14 protein-coding genes and 1 pseudogene are annotated in these 20860 nt (G+C 70.5%); 3 read left to right on the top strand and 12 right to left on the bottom strand.

Going from position 1 to position 20860, the window contains the following annotated elements; all coding sequences use genetic code 11:
- Positions 1 to 43: 43 nt before the first annotated feature.
- The 4 genes from ABXJ52_RS27085 to ABXJ52_RS27070 form a co-directional block, all read right to left on the bottom strand.
- Positions 44 to 1990, bottom strand: a complete 1947-nt coding sequence (locus ABXJ52_RS27085; RefSeq protein ID WP_367045257.1) for an acyl-CoA dehydrogenase family protein — start codon at positions 1988 to 1990, stop codon at positions 44 to 46.
- A 246-nt stretch (positions 1991 to 2236) separates the two neighbouring features.
- Positions 2237 to 3682, bottom strand: coding sequence for an aldehyde dehydrogenase family protein (locus tag ABXJ52_RS27080; protein ID WP_367045256.1), 1446 nt, complete (start codon positions 3680 to 3682; stop codon positions 2237 to 2239).
- Between the two features lie 155 nt (positions 3683 to 3837).
- Complete coding sequence (locus ABXJ52_RS27075; protein WP_367045255.1) at positions 3838 to 5427, bottom strand: PucR family transcriptional regulator; 1590 nt, start codon at positions 5425 to 5427, stop codon at positions 3838 to 3840.
- Positions 5428 to 5631: 204 nt separating this feature from the next.
- Positions 5632 to 7818: an ATP-binding protein gene (locus ABXJ52_RS27070; RefSeq protein WP_367045254.1), complete on the bottom strand. Its 2187-nt coding sequence runs from the start codon at positions 7816 to 7818 to the stop codon at positions 5632 to 5634.
- 157 nt (positions 7819 to 7975) lie between these two features.
- Here ABXJ52_RS27070 and ABXJ52_RS27065 point away from each other — a divergent pair, with 157 nt between their 5' ends.
- From ABXJ52_RS27065 to ABXJ52_RS27055, 3 genes are all read left to right on the top strand, one after another.
- Positions 7976 to 9121, top strand: coding sequence for a hypothetical protein (locus ABXJ52_RS27065; protein ID WP_367045253.1), 1146 nt, complete (start codon positions 7976 to 7978; stop codon positions 9119 to 9121).
- Between the two features lie 171 nt (positions 9122 to 9292).
- Positions 9293 to 10627 carry a 4-aminobutyrate--2-oxoglutarate transaminase gene (gene gabT, locus ABXJ52_RS27060; RefSeq protein WP_367045252.1) on the top strand — a complete coding sequence of 445 codons (1335 nt, stop codon included), beginning with the start codon at positions 9293 to 9295 and terminating at the stop codon, positions 10625 to 10627.
- Between the two features lie 494 nt (positions 10628 to 11121).
- Positions 11122 to 11712: a phosphatase PAP2 family protein gene (locus ABXJ52_RS27055; protein ID WP_367045251.1), complete on the top strand. Its 591-nt coding sequence runs from the start codon at positions 11122 to 11124 to the stop codon at positions 11710 to 11712.
- On the opposite strand, the pseudogene ABXJ52_RS27050 reads toward ABXJ52_RS27055, so the two are convergent.
- The 8 genes and pseudogenes from ABXJ52_RS27050 to ABXJ52_RS27015 form a co-directional block, all read right to left on the bottom strand.
- Positions 11700 to 12704 (bottom strand): annotated as a pseudogene (locus ABXJ52_RS27050) (chitinase); the annotation flags it as partial. The gene ABXJ52_RS27055 and the pseudogene ABXJ52_RS27050 sit on opposite strands and share 13 nt — an antisense overlap.
- 216 nt (positions 12705 to 12920) lie before the next feature.
- On the bottom strand, positions 12921 to 13418 hold the full coding sequence (locus ABXJ52_RS27045; protein WP_367045250.1) for a hypothetical protein: 498 nt from the start codon (positions 13416 to 13418) through the stop codon (positions 12921 to 12923).
- A 135-nt stretch (positions 13419 to 13553) separates the two neighbouring features.
- Entirely contained in the window at positions 13554 to 14972 is a 1419-nt protein-coding gene (locus ABXJ52_RS27040; RefSeq protein WP_367045249.1) for an FAD-dependent oxidoreductase, read from the bottom strand.
- 33 nt (positions 14973 to 15005) lie between these two features.
- Positions 15006 to 15806 carry an ABC transporter permease gene (locus tag ABXJ52_RS27035; RefSeq protein ID WP_367045248.1) on the bottom strand — a complete coding sequence of 267 codons (801 nt, stop codon included), beginning with the start codon at positions 15804 to 15806 and terminating at the stop codon, positions 15006 to 15008.
- Positions 15806 to 16735 carry an ABC transporter permease gene (locus ABXJ52_RS27030; protein WP_367045247.1) on the bottom strand — a complete coding sequence of 310 codons (930 nt, stop codon included), beginning with the start codon at positions 16733 to 16735 and terminating at the stop codon, positions 15806 to 15808. The genes ABXJ52_RS27035 and ABXJ52_RS27030 overlap by 1 nt, the downstream gene beginning before the upstream one ends.
- Positions 16732 to 17892 carry an ABC transporter ATP-binding protein gene (locus tag ABXJ52_RS27025; RefSeq protein WP_367045246.1) on the bottom strand — a complete coding sequence of 387 codons (1161 nt, stop codon included), beginning with the start codon at positions 17890 to 17892 and terminating at the stop codon, positions 16732 to 16734. The genes ABXJ52_RS27030 and ABXJ52_RS27025 overlap by 4 nt, the downstream gene beginning before the upstream one ends.
- A 59-nt stretch (positions 17893 to 17951) precedes the next feature.
- On the bottom strand, positions 17952 to 19148 hold the full coding sequence (locus ABXJ52_RS27020; protein WP_367045245.1) for a spermidine/putrescine ABC transporter substrate-binding protein: 1197 nt from the start codon (positions 19146 to 19148) through the stop codon (positions 17952 to 17954).
- 149 nt (positions 19149 to 19297) lie between these two features.
- A complete protein-coding gene (locus tag ABXJ52_RS27015) occupies positions 19298 to 20800 on the bottom strand; it encodes a gamma-aminobutyraldehyde dehydrogenase (protein ID WP_367045244.1) in 1503 nt (500 codons plus the stop codon).
- Positions 20801 to 20860 lie beyond the last annotated feature (60 nt).

Genomic DNA, 20860 nt, shown 5'->3' with positions numbered 1-20860 from the left:
TGTTCCGGGGCGTTCCCGCGGGAGGGAACGCCCCGGAAAGCCGTCAGCGGATCGGCCGGTGGACGTTCTCCCGTGTGCTCGGGCCCGGTGTGGCGTCCGCGATCCAGGGGCCTTCGCCGCTGGGGTCGACGACGCCCGCCTCCAGCCAGGTGTACATGCCGTTCAGGACGCCCTTGACCACCTTGTGGTCCACGTCGTCCGTGTTCTTCCACAGGCGGTCGAAGAGCTCGTCGACGCGGATGCGGGACTGACGGCAGAACGTGTCGGCCAGCTGGTAGGCCTCGCGGCCGTGGTCCTCCGTCGTCCGCAGCAGCTCGGCGCGTACGCACGCCGCGCTCATCGCGAAGAGTTCGGCGCCGATGTCGACCACGCGGCCGAGGAAGCCCTGCTTGGTCTCCATCTTTCCCTGCCAGCGCGACATCGCGTAGAAGGTGGAGCGGGCCAGCTTGCGGGCGCTCCGTTCCACGTAGCGAAGGTGCGGGGAGAGGTCCGCGTGGCCGCTGGGGTGGAACTCGGCGTACGAGCTGGGGAGTTGACCCGGCCCCGCGACCAGTTTCGGCAGCCAGCGGGCGTAGAAGCCGCCTGCCTTGGCGCCCGCCTTCGCCTTGTCGGTCAGGGTCTTGTCCGGGTCGATCAGGTCGCCCGCCACCTTCAGGTGCGCGTCCACCGCCTCGCGGGCGATGAGCAGGTGCATGATCTCCGTCGAGCCCTCGAAGATGCGGTTGATGCGCAGGTCGCGCAGGACCTGTTCCGCCGGGACGGCGCGTTCGCCGCGGGCCGCGAGGGATTCGGCGGTCTCGAAGCCCCGGCCGCCACGGATCTGCACCAGCTCGTCGGCCATCAGACAGCCCATCTCGGAGCCGTACAGCTTGGCGAGCGCCGCCTCGATGCGGATGTCGTTGCGGTCCTCGTCGGCCATCTGGGAGGAGAGGTCGAGTACGGCTTCCAGGGCGAAGGTCGTCGCCGCGATGAAGGAGATCTTCGCGCCGACCGCCTCGTGCAGCGCGACCGGCTTGCCCCACTGCTCGCGCGCGCCCGACCACTCACGGGCGATCTTCAGGCACCACTTGCCGGCGCCGACGCACATCGCGGGCAGCGAGAGGCGGCCGGTGTTGAGGGTCGTCAGGGCGATCTTCAGGCCCGCGCCCTCCGGGCCGATGCGGTGCGCGGCCGGGACGCGGACCTGGTGGAAGCGGGTCACGCCGTTCTCCAGGCCACGCAGGCCCATGAAGGCGTTGCGGTTCTCGACGGTGATGCCGTCCGCCGACGCCTCCACCACGAAGGCCGTGATGCCGCCCTTGTGGCCGTCCGACTTCGGTACGCGTGCCATGACGACCAGGAGATCGGCGACGACGCCGTTCGTGGTCCACAGCTTCACGCCGTCCAGGACGTACTCGTCGCCGTCGGGCACCGCCATGGTGGCCAGGCGCGCCGGGTCGGAGCCGACGTCGGGCTCGGTCAGGAGGAACGCGCTGATGTCGGTGCGGGCGCAGCGCGGCAGGAACTCGTCCTTCTGTTCCTGGGTGCCGAACTGCTTGAGCGGCTGCGGTACGCCGATCGACTGGTGGGCGGAGAGCAGCGCGCCGATCGCGGGGTTCGCGGAGCCGACGAGGGCCAGGGCCTTGTTGTAGTACACCTGCGTGAGGCCGAGGCCGCCGTACTTGGTGTCGATCTTCATGCCGAGCGCGCCGAGCTCCTTGAGCCCGTTGATCACCTCGTCGGGGATCTTCGCCTCGCGCTCGATGCGCGCCGAGTCGATCTTCGTCTCGCAGAAGTCGCGGAGCTTGGCGAGGAACTCCTCGCCGCGCCTGGCGTCCTCGTCGGCGGGCATGGGATGCGGATGGATCAGGTCGAGCCGGAAGCGGCCGAGGAAGAGTTCCTTGGCGAAGCTGGGCTTGCGCCAGTCCTGTTCACGGGCGGCCTCGGCGACCTGCCGGGCCTCGCGTTCGCTGACGGCCGCCCCGGAAGGGGGTGTGGGTTGTGCGGGCATTGAGGAGCTCACCTCGCCGCGAAGGGGGGCCGATCGGCTCCGGATGACCCGATCTTGACCCGGTCGGTTACTGACTGGTGCTACTCGATCGTATGGATCGTATGTACCCGATTCGTTCTCGGCCCACCAGTCTTCGCGCAGCGTTCGGCGCAGCGCGGGCCGCCCGGCGCCCTCGCGCACGAGAACGGCCGGAGCCCCCGCACAGTGGGCTCCGGCCGTCCGGATCGTGGCCTTGCGAGGCCGGCCTTACAGGGCGATGCCCGTCAGGACCATGACGCGCTCGTAGGTGTAGTCGTCCATCGCGAAGCGGACGCCCTCGCGGCCCACGCCGGACTGCTTGACGCCGCCGTACGGCATCTGGTCGGCGCGGTAGGAGGGGGCGTCGCCGATGACCACGCCGCCGACCTCCAGGTCGCGGTGCGCGCGGAAGGCGGTCTGCAGGTCGTGCGTGAAGACGCCCGCCTGGAGGCCGTACTTGGAGTCGTTGACGGCGGCGAACGCCTCCGCCTCGCCGTCCACCTTCTTGATCGTGAGGACAGGTCCGAAGACCTCCTCGCAGGCGATGGTGGCGTCGGCCGGCACGTCGGCGAGCACGGTCGGCGCGTACGAGGCGCCGTCACGCTTGCCGCCCGCGAGCAGCTGGGCGCCCGCCTGCACGGCCTCGTCGACCCAGGACTCGACGCGCTTGGCGGCGTCCTCGTTGACGAGCGGGCCGACGTCCGTCTTCGGGTCGGACGGGTCGCCGGTGACCTGGGCCTCGATGGCCGCGAGGACGCGCGGCACGAGCCGGTCGTACACCGAGGCGTCGGCGATGACGCGCTGCACCGAGATGCAGGACTGGCCGCCCTGGTAGTTGGAGAAGGTCGCGATGCGCGCGGCGGCCCAGTCGAGGTCCGCGTCGGAGGAGTAGTCGGCGAGGACGACGGCGGCGCCGTTTCCGCCGAGTTCCAGGGTGCAGTGCTTGCGCGGCACGGAGTCCATGATCGCGTAGCCGACCTTCTCGGAGCCCGTGAAGGAGATGACGGGAAGGCGCTCGTCCTGCACGAGGGCGGGCATCTTCTCGTTCGCGACCGGCAGGACCGACCAGGAACCGGCGGGCAGTTCGGTCTCGGCGAGCAGCTCGCCGATGAGGAGACCGGAGAGCGGGGTGGCGGGCGCCGGCTTGAGGATGATCGGCGTGCCGGACGCGATGGCCGGGGCGATCTTGTGGGCGCAGAGGTTCAGCGGGAAGTTGAACGGCGCGATGCCAAGGACGACACCCTTGGAGTAGCGGCGCGTGAAGGCGAGGCGCCCCTGGCCACCGAGGTCGGTGTCGAGGCGCTGGGCCTCGCCGCCGTTGAACCGGCGGGCCTCCTCCGCGGCGAACCGGAAGACGGAGACTGCGCGGCCGACCTCGCCGCGGGCCCACTTGATCGGCTTGCCGTTCTCCGCGGAGATGAGCTGGGCGATCTCTTCCGTCCGCTCGACGAGCCTGCGGCTCACGTGGTCGAGGGCGGCGGCCCGCACGTGCGCCGGGGTCGCGGCGAACTCGTCGCGCACGGCGTACGCGGCGGCGACGGCCTCCTCGACCTGGGCGTCGGTCGGGACGGCAGCCTTGCCGACGATCCGCCCGTCCCAGGGCGATGTGACGTCGAGAGTGGTCTCACCGGTGGTCTGGCGACCGGCGAGCCAGAAGGCGTGGATGGAAGTCATGTCGATTCCCGGCCCTTCCGCGAAGGTGTGTCTTGGGGGGTACGTTCCCCACCGTAGGGGCGGCAAGGGCGACGGTCGTTTGTCCGACGCGGAGTACTGGCCGGGCAGCCCGCGCCTCTTTGGCAGGGGACCGAATCCGGACCAATCCCCCGGAGCTACTCGGTCCCGCTCGATGTCGCCTTCAGCGAGAGCCACAGCTCCATCCGGACGTCCGGGTCGTCCAGGGAGCGGCCCAGGATCTCCTCGACCCTGCGCATGCGATAGCGCAGGGTGTGGCGGTGGACGCCGAGGTCGGCCGCCGCCGCGTCCCACTGGCCGTGGCGCGAGAGCCACGCGCGCAGGGAGGCGATCAGGTCGCCGCGGCCGGTGGCGTCGTGTTCGTACAGGGCGCGCAGCAGGCCGTCGGCGAAGGCCCGCACCGCGTCGTCGGCGAGCAGCGGCAGGACCGAGCCCGCCGCGAGGTCCTCGTGCTCGACCATCGCGCGGCCCCGGCGCCGGGCGATGGAGAGCGCCTGGTCGGCCTGCTTGTACGCGGTGGCCGCCGCGATCGGGCCCGCGGGCGCGGAGAGGCCGAGAAGGAGAGCGGTCCCGTCGCCCGCGCCGGCCTCGGGCGCCTCGGACTGCGCTGCTTCCAGCGTCTGCGCGTACGCGACGCAGGCCGCCGCGCCCGCGCCGCCGTCCACGACGAGCAGCACGAGGCGCTCGCCGTAGGGGACGACCAGGAGTGCCTCGCCGGCGCGCGCGGCGGCCGACTCGACGGCGTCGGTGAGCCCGGCGAAGGGGTCGCCGTCCTCCGGCGCTGCGGAGGCCGGGACTTCCGCCACCACCAGGCGGAACGGGGCGTCGAGCAGGCTGCCGTACAACTCCCCCGCCACCGTGCGGGCGTGGTCCGGCTCCCCGGCGAGCAGCATCCGGAGCACCGCGGAACCGACGCGGGCCTCGGCGGCCTGCAGCGAGCGGTTGCGCTCCGTGGTGAGGGTGAGCAGCGCTATGGCGGAATGCAGTGCGTAGCGCTCGGCGGTGCCGAGGGTGGATGCCGTGCCGACGGCGAGCGCGGCGCGGGGCCGCCGTCCCGTGCCGATCGAGTGCAGCTCCACCCGGTCCTCCGCGCCTGCGACGACCGCACTCGCGGGCGCTGCCCGATCGCGCAGCCGTTCCACGTCGGAGGTGAGGCGGGCGGCTCTGCGGGAGGCCCACTCGGGCGCCGCGGCGACGACGGCGCCGGACGCGTCGTACAGCGCGGCCCAGCCGTCCACCTGTCCGGCGAGCGCGCCGAGCAGCCCCTCGGGCCCGTCGCTCAGCGCCTGCTTCGTCAGCTCGCGCTGGGCCGCGAAGCCGGCCGTGACGGCGCGGTACTGGTCGGCTGCGATGGCCGCGGAGACGGCCTTGCTGATGGCGAGGAAGGGGGTGCGGCGCGGCACTTCGAGGAGCGGGAGCCCCTCTTCGGCGGCGACCGCGACCAGCGCCTCCGGGATGTCCTTGTAGTGCACCCCGACCGCGAACCCGAGCCCGACGACGCCTGCCGCCGCGAGCCGCTTCACGTACCGGGTCATCGCCTCCGGATCCTCCGCGTCCAGCTTGAGCGCGGTGATCAGGAGGAGTTCGCCGCCCTCCATGTAGGGCACGGGGTCGGTGAGCTCACTGGCATGCGCCCAGCGCACGGGCGCGTCCAGATGCTCCTCACCCGCGCGCACGGTGAGCTTGAGTGCGGAGTGGTGGACGAGGGAGGCGAGCGTGGGCGGCATGGGGCCTTCAGGTGTGGTCAGCAGGTCAGGGCGGCAGGTCTGGCAGCGGCGGTCGAGCACGCGCGCCGGTCGGCCATTGAATCCCGGACGAGATGTGGATCTTTTGGCCGGTACGTATGAACGACCTGTGTCGATTCTGCCTCACCGTACGGTACGTACGGGACCGAATTGCCCGTACGTACATCCTTGCCCCTGCCCCTGCGCCTACCCCCGAAGATCCACCAGCAGCGGTGGCGCGTGCTCGCCCCGCACGTCCGTGAGGGACAGCACCGCGTGCCCGGCCGGCACCCCGTGCGCGAGCTCGGACGCGGACCAGCGCTCGCGCTCGACCTGGCGGACGGTGACGGCGCGCGCGGTCGGGGCGTTGCCGGTGATGACGCGGCGGAGCATGTGCACCGTCTTGCCCAGCGGGGTCTCGGCGATGATCTGCCGGTCGGTGACGTCCCGTGCCTCGATCCACTCCTTGCCCCAGACCTCCGCGAAGTCCTGCCCGTCCCACGGGGTGAGCCCGGACAGCGCCATACGGCAGCCGATCGAGCCGAGCAGCGGGGTGCGCAGCGGGCGTGGCGCGTCGTCGAGGGTACGCAGGGTCAGCACGACCCCGGCGTTCGCGGAGCGGAGCCGCTGCAGACGGCGTACGGACTCCGGGGTGACCGTCCCCGTCGCGTCGTCGAGGACGAGGCAGGCGAAGAGCGAGCGGTCCTCGCGGGCGGCGGCGCTCGCCATGAACTGGGCGAGCATCAGCCGGGCGAGGATCCGCGACGCGTCGGCGTGACCGCGCTCCGGGAGATCGACGCGGACGCGTACGGGGTGGTCGAGGGCCCGCAGCGAGAAGGGCGTGCTCTGGCCCGACGTGTCGAAGAAGGAGGCGAAGGCCGGGCGGTCGAGCAGCGCGATGCGGTCGGCGATGACGGCGCCCGGGTCGCCGGGGTGGCCCAACTGCCGTTCGCGGGCGTCGAGCTCCCGCAGCATCGCCTCCTGCCCCGCGTCCTGGAGCGCCTTGCGGAGAGCGCCGAGGGGGCCGGGGGCGCCGTCCAGCAGGGCGCGCAGCTCGGGTACGGAGGGGAAGCGGTGGTGCACCGCGTGGTAAGGGCCGAGGAGTTGGGCGAGCACGGTCGTCGAGCGGCGGCTGTCGGCTCCGGGGTGCGGGTCGACGAGGTCGCCGACGAGGGCCTCGGCGAGGACGGCGGCCGCCTCGTCCGGGTCATTCGTGCCGCCGTACAGATCGAGGTCGTACACGGAGTCGGGGTGCCCGATCCGCACCACCACGTCGTAGTCGTCGGCGGGCCCGAGCCCGGCGCCCGCGGCTCCCACCACGACCACGGCGGCGCGTCCGGCCAGCGCCCCCAGGCACAGCGACTCGGCGACCGGCCACACCACTCCGCTCGTCTTGCCGGACCCGGCGGGGCCCACGGCGAGCAGCGAGGTCCCGAGCAGCTCGGGACCGATCCCGAGGCCCGTACCCCGGTAGGCATAGGGATTACGCGGATCATCGACCGTCGTCCCGAGCCGCACCTGTGCCGTGGCGAGGTCGTGGCGGGCGGCGCGCGCCGGCAGGTCCCGGTCGCCCGAGGGGTGGGCGCAGGCGGCAGCCCCCTCCCTCACGACGGACTCGCTGAACGCGGAGAGGCTGTTGCGCCCGGCCCGCACGGAACGCCAGGCCCGCGTGATCCGGGCATGGTCGACATCCCGCATGAGCCCGGCCCGCGCATCGGAGGCAAGCCGCTCGGCGGCGTCCCGCGCCCCGGCTTCGCGCAGCTCGGGCCACTGGGCGGGGTCCTCGCCGGGGGCGGGGGGAGCCTGCGGGGGGGCGGGGCGACGGAATCGGGGAGCAATGTAGCGGCGCCAGATCTCGTCCCAGCGGCCGATGCGACCCACGCCGATCATGATGATGAGCACGATCAGCGTGTAGTAGCCGTACCAGACCACCGCGTTGCCGACCCGGTCGCCCGTGTAGATCCACGCGTCGGGCAGGAAGAGCTCGAGCGGCAGCACCCACCAGCCGCCGAGATAGCCGTTCCAGAGCAGCGACCAGAGCAGCCACCCCACCAGGAACGCGATCAGCGCCCCCGTGAACAACTGCCGGGCCGGGGTGATCTCGGGCTCCTGCTCGGGCCGGGGCCGGTGCCCGAACCGCCACACCCCCGGCTGCGCCCCGGGCCGCGGCGTTCGCAGCCAGGTCAGAAAGGCGGAACCGTCGGGCAGCGGCGGCGCCCCCGCGCCCACCGTTCCCGGCGCCTGCACAGGTCGCGGCGGAGTGGTGTGCGCGCCCTGCTGACCTGCGGAGCCGGCCGGCACACCCCGCTGTCCGGCGGAGCCGGGAGGCCCCGCCGGACGCGGCACCGGTGTGGCGTGTGTGCCGCGAGCGTCGTGCGTGCCTTCGGAGTCCATGGCCCTTGCCCCCTGACCTGCCGGTCTGTCGGTTCAGCCGTCAATCTAGTGCCCCCACAGGGGTAGTTCACCGGATACGCGCCCGGGACCTGCGGCGACAGCGCGGTGCCGGGCTCTCGAACTGGGCGGAACACGGCTTTCCGGCTACCGTCTTCCGATGCCCGCTCACCAGGACGCCGACACGACCCCGCAGCCGCGACCGCCGCTTCCGTCCCCCGGAAACCCCGTCGCCTGGGACGCCCCCACGACCCGCCGGGCCTGGCGTCGGCACACCGTCAGGGCCGGGCTTGCCCTCGTCGCGTGGATCGCGGGGTGGTTCGTGTTGCTGGGTATCACACGGGACGTCTACGCCCTGGCGTCCGTGGTCTTCATCCCGTACACCTTCTGCGCCCCCTACCCCGTCCTCACGTTGCTGCTCGCGGAGCTCCCCGGCACGGTCCGGATGCGCCGCACGCTGCGCCGCCATCCTTGGCAGCTGATCGAAGGCGCCGAGCACGGCCTTGCGGCCCATCCGGCGGCGGCGCGGGACTCCCCGTGGTTCGCCGTCCCGGATCCCGAGGCCCCGGACGACCCCGACGCACGGCTTCCTCTTCTCCTCTCGGGCCCCCGCACCCGCTGGTGGACCCGGCGCATGCGTACCGGAGCCAGCACCGAACAGCGGGCGGAGATCGGCGTGTTGTGGTGCTGCGGCGATCCCCGTGCCGACGTGGTCATCGCCGCGTCCGCCCACCCGGGAGCGGGGAAGACACCTCGCCGCCTCGTCCATCTCCAGCAGCGCCACGCCCTCGTCGCCGGCCGACGCCACCGTCGCCCGGCGGACCCCGCGTCCGCGGACCCGGTCCTGCCCGACGACCCGCGTCCGGCTCTCTCCCACCCGCCCACGGCCCGCACGATGCGCAGCCGGATGCGCCGCCGCCTTCTCCTCCTCCTCGTGTGGCCCGCGCTGCTCGCCGTCCAGGTCACGATCGTCGCCACCGACGACTACGACAGGATCGGCGTCCTCATGTGCGGCGTGCTGCTCCAGCTGACGGCGCTGCCGATGCACATCTGCGTACTCGTCAGCACCCGCCGCATGACCCGTCTCCTGGCCGCCCACGCCTGGCGCCCCGTGGACTGCACGGTCCGTATGCGGGGCAAGGCCCAGCTGATCACGGTCGACGGGCGGGTCCTGACCCCCAGCCCGTGGCGCACCTACGTCGACGGCGCCGCCACCCGGCTGTGGATCGCGGGTGACATCGGCTCGCGCTGCATGGCCTCCGCGCCCGGCGGCGCCCGCCCCGTCAGCCTCGCGCCCACCCCTTGATCCACCGGGTCCCGCCGCTATGTCCACCAAGGACAAACCGCCACACCCAACAACTCCCCCATGGAGCATGCCCGCCCCCGCCCTTCGCCCCTAACCTGCGAAAGAAAGCAGCAACGAAAGCAAGCAGACAAGCACCGAGCGTCCGCCTCGCCCCACCCCCAGGAGCACCCCATGACCGCACTTCCGCAGGAGCGCCGCGTCGTCACCGCCATTCCCGGGCCGAAGTCCCAGGAGCTGCAGGCCCGCCGGACCGCCACGGTCGCCGGTGGCGTGGGTTCCGTGCTGCCTGTCTTCGCGGCGCGCGCGGGTGGCGGCATCATCGAGGACGTCGACGGCAACCGCTTCATCGACTTCGGCTCCGGCATCGCCGTGACGTCCGTCGGTGCCAGCGCCGAGGCCGTCGTACGCCGTGCGACCGCGCAGCTCGCCGACTTCACCCACACCTGTTTCATGGTCACGCCGTACGAGGGGTACGTCGCCGTCGCCGAGCAGCTCGCGGAGCTGACGCCGGGCGACCACGCGAAGAAGTCTGCGCTCTTCAACTCCGGCGCCGAGGCCGTCGAGAACGCCGTCAAGATCGCCCGTGCGCACACCAAGCGCCAGGCCGTCGTCGTCTTCGACCACGGTTACCACGGTCGGACCAACCTGACCATGGCTCTGACCAGCAAGAACATGCCGTACAAGAACGGCTTCGGGCCGTTCGCGCCCGAGGTCTACCGCGTTCCGGTCGCCTACGGCTACCGCTGGCCGACGGGCGAGGAGAATGCCGGTCCCGAGGCCGCCAAGCAGGCCATCGACCAGATCAGCAAGCAGGTCGGCGCCGAGAACGTCGCCGCGATCATCATCGAGCCGGTGCTCGGCGAGGGCGGCTTCATCGAGCCCGCGAAGGGCTTCCTGCCCGAGATCGTGAAGTTCGCCAACGACAACGGCATCGTCTTCGTCGCGGACGAGATCCAGTCCGGCTTCTGCCGCACGGGCCAGTGGTTCGCGTGCGAGGACGAGGGCATCGTCCCCGACCTGATCACGACCGCCAAGGGCATCGCGGGCGGTCTGCCGCTCGCCGCCGTCACGGGCCGCGCCGAGATCATGGACGCCGCGCACTCCGGCGGCCTCGGCGGCACCTACGGCGGCAACCCGGTGGCCTGCGCCGGCGCGCTCGGCGCCATCGAGACGATGAAGGAGCTCGACCTCAACGGCAAGGCCAAGGCCATCGAGGCGACGATGAAGGCCCGCCTGAAGGCCATCGCGGAGAAGTACGACATCGTCGGCGACGTCCGCGGCCGTGGCGCGATGATCGCCATCGAGCTGGTCAAGGACCGCGCCACGAAGGAGCCCAACCCCGAGGCGACGGCCGCGCTGGCCAAGGCCTGCCACGCGGAGGGCCTGCTCGTCCTCACCTGTGGCACGTACGGCAACGTCCTGCGCTTCCTGCCGCCGCTGGTCATCGGCGACGACCTCCTGAACGAGGGCCTGGACATCATCGAGGCCGCCTTCTCGGGCGTCTGAGACCTGTACGGCGCATAGCGTCCGACGGAGCCGGGATCACCCCAAAGGGGGAAGATCCCGGCTCCGCATGTATCCGCACATGCCCTGACGTGTGTGTACAGCGCGCGGTGCCGCAGCCGTGACCTGGGGTGACCGTCAGGGCGTGTGAAGAAGGTGTGCGGGACCCATGCCGGGTTGCCGTTCCGCCTGTCGGCCCGAGACCACCTGACGTACGGTTTCTGCAGATGAGAGAAACACCCCGCCCACAGGGGACTGTGGGCGACACCGGGACGGAGTCTCCCCAGCCCCGTCCTGGTCGTGCCCTCGCGCACACACCCGGAGTCACCGGCTCTGGAACTCCTCACCGATCGGATGGCCGCCCGCCCCAAACCCCCCGGGGCGTGCGGCACACCGGTCAGGTCGGCCGCCTCGGAACTACCCCCCCTGTTCCGGGGCGGCCGACCATTTTTCTTTTCTCCCTCTGTGCGCTGTTCTTCGCGCTCATCACCTGGCAAGTGCTCGCCGACGGCCCCCTCCGCGACGCGGACGAGCGGCTCGGCCCCTGGATCACCGGAAGCCGGCTGCCGGACGGCGCCGCCGAGCTCCTCGCCGATCTGGGCGGCGTCACCATCGCCGTGCCGTTCCTCGCCGCCGCCATCGGCTACGCGGGGTGGCGCGGCCACCGGGCCGGTGTCTTCCGCTGGTGGCTGGCCCCGGTCGCCACCGCCGTGGCCATGGCCGCGGTCCCGGTGCTCGTGATCCCGCTCAAGGAACTCATCGGGCGCACAGGGCCGCCGGGCATGGACGGCACCGGCTACTACCCCTCGGGGCACACCGCCACCGCCATGGTCGCCTACGGCGGGGCGGCGCTGCTCCTGCTGCCGTATCTGCGCGGCACGTACGCACGGCGTGAACTGGTCATCGCGTGCGCCCTGTTGAACTTCGGGGTCGGGCTCGGGCTCGTGCGGCGCGGATATCACTGGCCGCTGGATGTCGTGGCCAGCTGGTGTCTGTTCGGGATGGTGCTCGTGGGGGTGGTGCTGGTCGTCGCTCGGTACGGCCGCGGCCCCGCTGCTTTCGAAGCGGACGCGGGTCAGCCGAAGTAACCGTCGAAGTTCTTCGAGAACTCCCAGTTGTCGTACCGGTCCCAGTTGATCGACCAGGTCATCAGGCCGCGCAGGCCGGGCCAGGTGCCGTGCGTCTGGTACGAGCCGCAGTTGGTGTTCTTCGTCAGGCAGTCCAGGGCCTTGTTGACCTCACTCGTGGGGACGTGGCCGTTGCCCGCGTTCACCGACGCGGGCATGCCGATGGCCACCTTCTCCGGGGGCAGCGCGGGGAAGACGTTGTTCGTGTCGCCCGCCACCGGGAAGCCGGTGAGCAGCATGTCGGTCATCGCGATGTGGAAGTCCGCGCCGCCCATCGAGTGGTACTGGTTGTCGAGGCCCATGATCGGGCCCGAGTTGTAGTCCTGGACGTGCAGCAGCGTGAGGTCGTCGCGCAGGGCGTGGATGACCGGCAGGTAGGCGCCGGCGCGGGGGTCCTGGCCGCCCCACTTGCCGGTTCCGTAGAACTGGTAGCCGAGCTGCACGAAGAAGGTCTCGGGGGCCATCGTCAGCGTGAAGCCGCTGCCGTACTTGGCCTTGAGGGTCTTGACCGCGGAGATGAGGTTGACGATCGACGGGGTCTTCGGGTTCTTGAAGTCGGTGTCGTCGGCGTTCAGCGACAGGGAGTGGCCCTCGAAGTCGATGTCCAGGCCGTCGAGTCCGTACTCGTCGATGATCGCGGAGACGGACCGTACGAAGGTGTCGCGGGCCTGGGTCGTCGTCAGCTGGACCTGGCCGTTCTGGCCGCCGATGGAGATCAGGACCTTCTTGCCCGCCGCCTGCTTCGCCTTGACCGCGGCCTTGAACTCGTCCTTGGTCTCGACGCCGGGGCACTCGGACTGCGGACAGAGGCTGAAGCGGATGTCGCCCGACGTGGCGGTGGTCGGTTCGCCGAAGGCGAGGTCGATGATGTCCCAGCTGTCGGGGACGTCCGCGAGCCGGGTGTACCCGGACCCGTTGGCGAAGCTCGTGTGCAGATAGCCGACCAGGGCGTGGTCGGCGGCCGCCTTCGGCGCGGGCCCGGTCGAAGGGCCCGCCGAGGCCTCGGTGGCGAGCAGGCCGGACGCGGCCAGCGCGCAGGCCGTGACCACGGCCACGGAAAGACGTCTCAGGTAACGCGGCACGGAACGATCCACGACTGCCTCCGGGCATGGGGGATGGAGGGTGGGCCGCTCAATTTGGTCCAGACCAATTGACTTGTCAAGGCCCCGTCAAGAATCGGGTGAGCAATCGGGTGCGTCGCGTGCGTCTCCGTCCCGCGGAGCCAGCTGCGCCGCCGCCTCGTGCATCGCCAGTTCGAGAAGCGCGGGATCCGTCAGCGTTCCCGACCCGTCGGGCGGGACCAGCCAGCGGACCCCGCCCGTGGAGCGCCCCGGGTAGGGGACCACGATCCACGTGCCGCGCCCCGCGCCCCGTACGCCCGTGCCGATCCAGCGGGCCACCGTGCCCGCCGGGACGAAGAAGCCCATGCGGGAGTCGCCGAAGTCCGCGAGCACCGGACCGGGACGGTCGACGCAACGGGTCAGGACGTCGAGCGTGGGGTAGCCGAGATCGCCGGGGAGGATGAGTACGTCCCAGAGCCTGCCCGCGGGAAGGAGCGCGACCCCCAGGGGGTTGCGCTCCCACTCCCAGCGGCAGGCCTCCGGATCCGGTGCCACCGACACCAGCCATTCGACCGCAGACCTCGCTCCCGAGCCCGAGCCAGCCATGGCGGGACCTCCCTCTCTCCTGTGTTGCGGCTGTGCCTGTCACAGGAGAGAGGGCCTTCGGGCCCAAGCGTTACGCGGGTTCCGGGAACTTGTTGACGAATCGTCGACAGGGGCCCGTTTCAGCCCCGCAGCGGGTCAGCTGTCGAAGCCCAGGCCCAGCTTGTCCATGGTCTTCAGCCACAGGTTGCGCCGGCCGCCGTTCTCGTCCGCGCGGGCCAGGGACCACTTGGTCAGGGCCACGCCCGTCCACGCGAACGGCTCGGGCGGGAACGGCAGCGGCTTCGTGCGCACCATCTCCAGGGACGTGCGCTCGGTGCGCTCGCCGGAGAGCAGGTCCAGCATGACGTCGGCGCCGAAGCGCGTCGCCCCGACCCCGAGGCCGGTGTATCCCGCCGCGTACGCGACGCGTCCCGCGTGAGCCGTCCCGAAGAACGCCGAGAAGCGCGAGCACGTGTCGATCGCCCCGCCCCACGCGTGCGAGAACCGGACGCCCTCCAACTGCGGGAAGCAGGTGAAGAAGTGGCCCGCGAGCTTCGCGTACGTCTCGGGACGGTCGTCGTGCTCGGCGCGCAGTTTGCCGCCGAAGGGATAGATGGCGTCGTAGCCGCCCCACAGGATGCGGTTGTCGGCGGAGAGCCGGAAGTAGTGGAACTGGTTGGCGCTGTCGCCGAGGCCCTGGCGGTTCTTCCAGCCGATGGACTCCAACTGCTCCTCGGTCAGCGGCTCCGTCATCAGCGCGTAGTCGTAGACCGGCACGGTGTAGGAGCGAATGCGCTTGACCAGCGACGGGAAGATGTTCGTGGCGAGCGCGACCTGGCGGGCACGGATGCGGCCGTACGGGGTGCGCACCGCCATCCCGGCGCCGGACGAGACGAGTTCGAGCGCGGGTGTGTGCTCGTAGACGCGTACGCCCTTGTCCATGCAGGCACGCTTGAGACCCCAGGCGAGCTTCGCCGGGTGGAGCATGGCGACGCCCTCGCGGTCCCAGAGACCGCCGAGGAAGGTCGGTGAGTCGACGTGGGCGCGCACGGCGTCCGCGTCGAGCAGTTCGGAGCCGCCCGCGAGGCCGTGCTCCGCCATCTCCTCGTACATCTCGCGCAGTTCGGTGAGCTGGTGCGGCTGCGTCGCCACGTCGATCTCGCCGGTGCGCTCGAAGTCGCAGTCGATGGAGTAGCGCTTGACGGCCGCCTCGATCTCGTCCAGGTTGCGGGCGCCGAGCTCCTCCAGCTTCGCGATCTCGTCGGGCCAGCGGGAGAGACCGTTCGAGATGCCGTGCGTGAGGGACGCGGCGCAGAAGCCGCCGTTGCGGCCGGAGGCGGCCCAGCCCGCCTCCCGGCCCTCGACCAGGACCACATCACGGTCCGGGTTCCGTTCCTTGGCGATCAGCGCGGTCCACAGGCCGCTGTAGCCGCCGCCGACCACGAGCAGATCGCACTGCTCGTCGGCGGTGAGGGCGGGCTCGGCGCGTGGCTTGCCGGGGTCGTCCAGCCAGTACGAGACCGGCTGGGCGTCGGAGAGAGACGTGGTCCAACGGGTCATGGCGCTCGGGGCCATGATTTCCACTCCTTCAGAAACGTAAAGGCGTTACTACGCCTGCTTGTTGCGGCGCTTGGAGACGATCATGCCGCCAAGCACCAGGAGAACGGCGACCAGGAACATCGCCGTACCGATCACATTGATCTGAACGGGCGTACCGCGCTGTGCCGATCCCCAGACGAACATGGGAAAGGTCACGGTGGAGCCCGCGTTGAAATTCGTGATGATGAAATCGTCGAAGGAGAGCGCGAAGGCGAGCAGCGCGCCCGCCGCGATGCCCGGAGCGGCGATCGGCAGCGTGACCCGGAGGAAGGTCTGCACGGGGCCCGCGTAGAGGTCCTGTGCGGCCTGTTCCAGACGCGGGTCCATGGACATCACGCGCGCCTTGACGGCGGTCACCACGAAGCTGAGGCAGAACATGATGTGGGCGATGAGAATCGTCCAGAAGCCGAGCTGGGCGCCCATGTTGAGGAAGAGCGTGAGCAGCGAGGCGGCCATGACGACCTCGGGCATCGCCATCGGCAGGAAGATCAGCGAGCTGACCGCGCCACGCGCCCGGAAGCGGTAGCGCACGAGCGCGAAGGCGATCATCGTGCCGAGCACGGTCGCGCCGATCGTCGCCCAGGCCGCGATCTGCAGACTCAGGCTGAGCGAGCCGCACATGTCGGCGACACCGCAGGGGTCCTTCCACGCGTCGAGCGAGAAGTCCTGCCAGGCGTAGTTGAAGCGGCCCTTCGGCTTGTTGAAGGAGAACACCGTCACGACGATGTTCGGGAGCAGCAGATACGCGAGCGTCAGCAGACCCGCGATGACGACGAATTTGCCGCGGAGCCAGCGGAAGAAGGCAGCCATCAGACGAGATCCTCCGTCCCGGACTTACGGATGTAGACGGTGACCATGACGAGGATCGCCGCCATGAGGATGAAGGAAAGGGCCGCGGCCGTCGGGTAGTCCAGAATGCGCAGGAACTGCGTCTGGATCACGTTCCCGACCATGCGGGTGTCGGTGGAGCCGAGCAGATCCGCGTTCACGTAGTCGCCCGCCGCCGGAATGAACGTGAGCAGCGTTCCGGAGACGACACCCGGCATGGAGAGCGGGAAGGTCACCTTGCGGAAGGTGGTGGTCGGCTTCGCGTAGAGATCGCCCGCCGCTTCGTGCAGCCGGCCGTCGATCCGCTCCAGTGAGGTGTAGAGCGGCAGGATCATGAACGGCAGGAAGTTGTACGTGAGTCCGCAGATCACCGCCAGCGGTGTGGCGAGGACCCGGTCGCCCTCCGTCCAGCCGAGCCAGCTGGTGACGTCCAGGACGTGCAGCGAGTTCAGGGCGCCCACCAGGGGCCCGCCGTCCGCGAGGATCGTCTTCCACGCCAGCGTACGGATGAGGAAGCTGGTGAAGAACGGCGCGATGACCAGGACCAGGATGAGATTGCGCCAGCGGCCCGCGCGGAACGCGATCAGATACGCGAGCGGATAGCCGAGCAGCAGGCACAGGATCGTGGCGGCGCCCGCGTACAGGACCGAGCGCAGGAACTGCGGCCAGTAGTCGCTCAGGGCTTCCCAGTAGGTGGCGAAGTGCCAGGTGACCTTGAAGCCGTCTTCGAGGGAGCCCGTCTGGACGGACGTCGACGCCTGGTAGACCAGCGGAAGCGCGAAGAAGACGACGAGCCACAGGATGCCGGGGAGCAGCAGCCAGTAGGGGACGAGACGGCCGCGCTTGCGGACCTTGCGGGGCGCCGCTTCCGGCTCTTTCTCCGGCGGCGCTTCGGTGAGGGTCGTCGTCATGCGGAGGCGTCCTCCTCGACCTTCTCGACGCCCGCGTCGATGTCCTGGGCGGGGTCAAGGCCGAAGGTGTGCGCGGGGTTCCAGTGCAGGACGACGTCGACGCCGGGGACCAGGCGGGTGTCGCGCTCGATGTTCTGGGCGTAGACCTCGAACTCCTCGCAGATGGGGCTGTTGACGACGTACTGCGTCGACACCCCGATGAAGCTGCTGTCGGCGATACGGCCCGTGATGCGGTTGCGGCCCTCGGGGATCTGCCCCGCGTCGTCGGCGTGCGTGAGCGAGATCTTCTCGGGGCGTACGCCGAGGATGACCTTGCCGCCGGTGGTGGTGGGCGCCGTACATCGCGCGGCGGGCAGCGTGAGCTTGCCGTCGCCCGCCTTGAGGGTGAGGTCGTCGCCGCTGCGGCCGGTGATCTCGGCCTCGATGAAGTTCGACGTGCCGAGGAAGTTGGCGACGAAGGTGGTGCGGGGGTTCTCGTAGAGGTCGGCGGGGGCGCCGAGCTGCTCGACCTGGCCCGCGTTCATCACGGCGACCTGGTCGGCCATCGTCATGGCCTCCTCCTGGTCGTGCGTGACGTGGATGAAGGTGATGCCCACCTCGGTCTGGATGCGCTTGAGTTCGAGCTGCATCTGGCGGCGCAGCTTGAGGTCGAGTGCGCCGAGCGGCTCGTCGAGGAGCAGCACCTTGGGGTGGTTGATCAGGGCGCGGGCGACCGCGACGCGCTGCTGCTGGCCGCCGGAGAGCTGGTGCGGCTTCTTGCGGGCCTGCTCGCCCAGCTGGACGAGGTCGAGCATGTCGCCGACCTTGCCCTTCACGGACTTGATGCCGCGGCGGCGCAGGCCAAAGGCGACGTTCTCGAAGATGTCGAGGTGCGGGAAGAGCGCGTACGACTGGAAGACCGTGTTGACGGGCCGCTTGTACGGCGGCAGCGCCGTGACGTCCTGCTCGCCCAGGTGCACGGTGCCCGTGCTGGGCTCCTCAAGACCGGCGATCATGCGCAGGGTGGTCGTCTTGCCACAGCCGGACGCGCCGAGCAGCGCGAAGAAGGAGCCCTGCGGCACGGTGAGGTCGAGGGGGCGCACGGCCTTGAAGGAGCCGTACGTCTTGCTGATCCCGGTGAGGCGGACGTCGCCGCCGTGTTCTGAAGCAGTCGTCATGGTGCGTCCAGGGGGTCGAGGGGAGACATGGGGACTACGAAGGGGCGTGGGAGCGCCGCCTAGGAACCGGTCAGCTTGGCGAACTTCTCCTCGTACGCCGTCTCTTCCTTCGGCGTCAGCGAGCGGAACCCGCGGGACTTCGCGGCCATCTCCTTGTCCGGCAGGATCAGCGGGTTGTCCGCGGCGTCCTTGTCGAGCTTGGCGAGCTCGGGGCGCACACCGTCCACGGGGCACACGTAGTTGATGTACGCGGCGAGGCGCGCGGCCGGCTCGGGCTCGTAGTAGTAGTCGATGAGCCGTTCGGCGTTGCGCTTGTGACGTGCCTTGTTCGGGACGAGCAGGTTGTCCGTGGACGTGATGTAGCCCTGGTCCGGGATGTGGAAGGCGATGTCGGGGTTGTCGGCCTGGAGTTGCACGATGTCGCCCGCCCAGCCGAGGCACGCGGCGATGTCGCCCTTGGAGAGGTCCGCCGTGTAGTCGTTGCCCGTGAAGCGGCGGATCTGCTTCTTGTCGACGGCCTTCTGGAGCCGGGCGATGGCCGCGTCGAAGTCGTCGTCCGAGAACTTCGACGGGTCCTTGCCCATGTCGAGCAGCGTCATGCCGACGCTGTCGCGCATCTCGGAGAGGAAACCGACGCGCCCCTTGAGCTTGGGGTTGTCCAGGAGCTGCGACACCGAGGTGATGTCCTCGCCGTCGGTCGCCTTCTTGTTGTACGCGATGACCGTGGAGATACCGGTCCAGGGGTACGAGTAGGCCCGCCCCGGGTCCCAGTCCGGGTTACGGAACTGGGCGGCCAGATTGGTGTACGCGTGCGGCAGGTTGGCCGGGTCCAGCTTCTGGACCCAGCCGAAGCGGATGAGCCTGGCGGCGAGCCAGTCGGTGACGCAGATGAGGTCACGCCCGGTGTCCTGGCCCGCCGCGAGCTGCGGCTTGAGCTTCCCGAAGAACTCGACGTTGTCGTTGATGTCCTCGGTGTACTTGACCGTGATCCCGGTGCGCTTGGTGAAGGCGTCCAGGGTGGGGCGGCGCTCGTCGTCGTCGACGTCCATGTACTCGGTCCAGTTGGAGAAGGTGATCCGCTTCTCCTTGTCCGAGTGGTCGTCGGACGACACGTCGCCCTGACCCTTGCTCGCTGCCGGGATGCCGCAGGCACTGAGGGCGCCGAGACCGCCGACGGCGAACGCACCGCTCGCGGAGGCGCGCAGCAGGGAACGGCGGGTGAGGGAGGCCCTGCCGTTCCTGAGGCTGCGGTGCATGGCGGCCAGTTGGGCCGGGGACTGGGGGCCCCTCCCTGCTCGAACGGAGTTGAGAGCTTGGGGGAGGTCGGGCTCGTACTGCTCCATGCGCTTGGTTGCCCTTTCGGGAGGATGGGCGGCCACTGGTCGGGCGGCCTTCCAGCTGTCGGCTATCGGTCCCCGAAGACGGTGCGGTGCCAGTCCTTGCGGACGACCGCGGTGTTGTCGAACATGACGTGCTTGATCTGCGTGTACTCCTCGAAGGAGTAGGCGGACATGTCCTTTCCGTAGCCGGATGCCTTGTATCCGCCGTGCGGCATCTCGCTCAGGATCGGGATGTGGTCGTTGACCCACACGCAGCCCGCCTTGATCTCGCGCGTCGCGCGGTTGGCGCGGAACACGTCGCGGCTCCAGGCGGAGGCGGCGAGACCGTACGGGGTGTCGTTGGCGAGCCGGATGCCTTCCTCGTCGGAGTCGAAGGGCAGCACGACCAGGACAGGACCGAAGATCTCGGACTGCACGATCTCGCTGTCCTGCGCGGCGTCGGCGATGAGGGTGGGCTTGTAGAAGGCCCCGGGGTGGGCGAGAGCCTCGCCACCGGTGACCACGCGCGCGTAGGAGCGTGCCCGGTCGACGAAGCCGGCGACGCGGTCGCGGTGGACGTGCGAGATGAGGGGCCCGAGGTCGGTGTCGTCGGCGAACGGATCACCGAGCCGCACGCTCTCCATGAGCGCGGCGACACCGTCCACGAAGGCGTCGTACAGCGGACGTTGCACGTACGCGCGCGTGGCGGCCGTGCAGTCCTGCCCGGTGTTGATGAGCGCGCCGGCGACCGCGCCGTGCACGGCGGCCTCCAGGTCGGCGTCGTCGAAGACGACGAAGGGCGCCTTGCCGCCGAGCTCCAGGTGCAGCCGCTTCACGGTGGAGGTGGCGATCTCGGCGACGCGCTTGCCGACACCGGTGGACCCGGTGAAGGAGGTCATGGCGACGTCGGGGTGCCCCACGAGCCGCTCTCCGGCATCGCGCCCGGCCCCGCTGATGATGTTGACGACACCGTCCGGGATGCCCGCCTCGGTGGCCGCCTGCGCGAACAGGAGCGAGGTGAAGGGGGTGAGCTCGGCGGGCTTGAGGACGATCGTGTTGCCCGCGGCGATGGCCGGGAGTACCTTCCAGGCGGCCATCTGGAGGGGGTAGTTCCAGGGGGCGATGGAACCGACGACACCGATGGGCTCACGCCGTACGTACGAGGTGTGGTCGCCGGAGTACTCACCGGCCGACTGGCCCTGAAGATGCCGGGCGGCGCCCGCGAAGAAGGCGGCGTTGTCGACGGTGCCGGGGACGTCGAACTCCCGGCTGAGCTTGATGGGCTTGCCGCACTGGAGCGACTCGGCCTGCGCGAACTCCTCGGCGCGCTCGGCCAGTACGCCGGCGAAGCGGTGCATGGCGTCGGAACGCTCACCGGGGGTCGCGCCGGCCCACTCGGGGAAGGCCTTCGCCGCGGCGGTGACAGCGGCGTCGACGTCCTTCTCGCCCGCGAGTTGGTAACGGTGGACCTCGTCGCCGGTGGCCGGGTCGACGACGGCGTGCGAGCGCCCTGAGGTGCCCTCGGTCAACCGTCCCGCGATGTACTGCGCGCCGTCCGCGAAGTGGTCCTGCGCCTGGAAGTTGTGCATGACGCTCTCCTCCGCCGTCGCCCCCGTCCCTGGGGGTCGGCGTAGCTCCAGATCGATTTG

Origin of the sequence: Streptomyces sp. Je 1-332 (genome assembly GCF_040730185.1) — a bacterium.
Classification (GTDB): Bacteria; Actinomycetota; Actinomycetes; order Streptomycetales; family Streptomycetaceae; genus Streptomyces.
This window is presented reverse-complemented; position numbering and strand designations above follow the sequence as displayed.